Genomic DNA, 832 nt, shown 5'->3' on the forward strand with positions numbered 1-832 from the left:
TCTCAAGTCTCCTGAGACATATCTACATTTCTTTATATCCAAGGGTCAAGCGCTCCGGTACTGGCCACAGCAAGGGTGCCGATCCGGGCCCATCGGATGGCTCAACTTGAATCCCTGTCGCGTGGCACGTACTTCTCCCGGCGGACTGATGAATGACGACCCTTCCCCCATCCTCCGCCATCGAGAGGTGAAGATGAGCCAGCAAGGGCGCATGGCGCGGCCTATTGCGATCCTGGCGCTCGCGCTGACCCTGGCGGGCTGCGCCACGGCCGAGGATCCGGACCCGTGGGAGCCGGTCAACCGGGTGATCTTCGACTTCAACGAGGTCGCGGACCGCGTGGTCCTCACCCCGGTCTCGCGCGGCTACCAGGCAGCGGTGCCCGAGCCGGTGCGGGACAGCGTCAGCAACTTCCTGAGCAACCTGCGCGAGCCCACCAACTTCGTGAACCTGGCGCTCCAGGGCGAGCGGGAAGAGTTCGGCACGTCGGTCGGCCGGTTCTTCATCAACACTACGCTGGGCGTGGGCGGCCTATTCGATGCCGCCTCGGTGTTCGGCTACCAGAAGCACGAGACCCAGTTCGGCACGACCCTGCAGAAATGGGGCGTGGGGCCCGGACCCTATGTGGTCCTGCCCCTGTTCGGCCCCGATGTCGTGCGCGGCGCGGTGGGTCGCCTGCCGGACATGACCCTGAACCCGACCTTCTACGTGAGCAGCGACTGGCCCTGGATCACCCAGAACGTCATGGAGGGCGTCGACTTCCACGTTCAGAACATGGATGTGATCGAGGACCTGCGCCGGGGCAGCCTCGACATGTACGCCACGGTGCGCTCG

General features: G+C 64.9%; 1 protein-coding gene. It reads left to right on the forward strand.

The window, feature by feature from the left end; genetic code table 11:
• Positions 1–211: 211 nt before the first annotated feature.
• Positions 212–832: MlaA family lipoprotein (locus EQG76_RS07845; RefSeq protein ID WP_200840645.1), on the forward strand; the 621-nt coding region annotated here is incomplete at its 3' end.

Origin of the sequence: Geminicoccus flavidas (assembly GCF_009806515.1) — a bacterium.
Classification (GTDB): Bacteria; Pseudomonadota; Alphaproteobacteria; order Geminicoccales; family Geminicoccaceae; genus Geminicoccus; species Geminicoccus flavidus.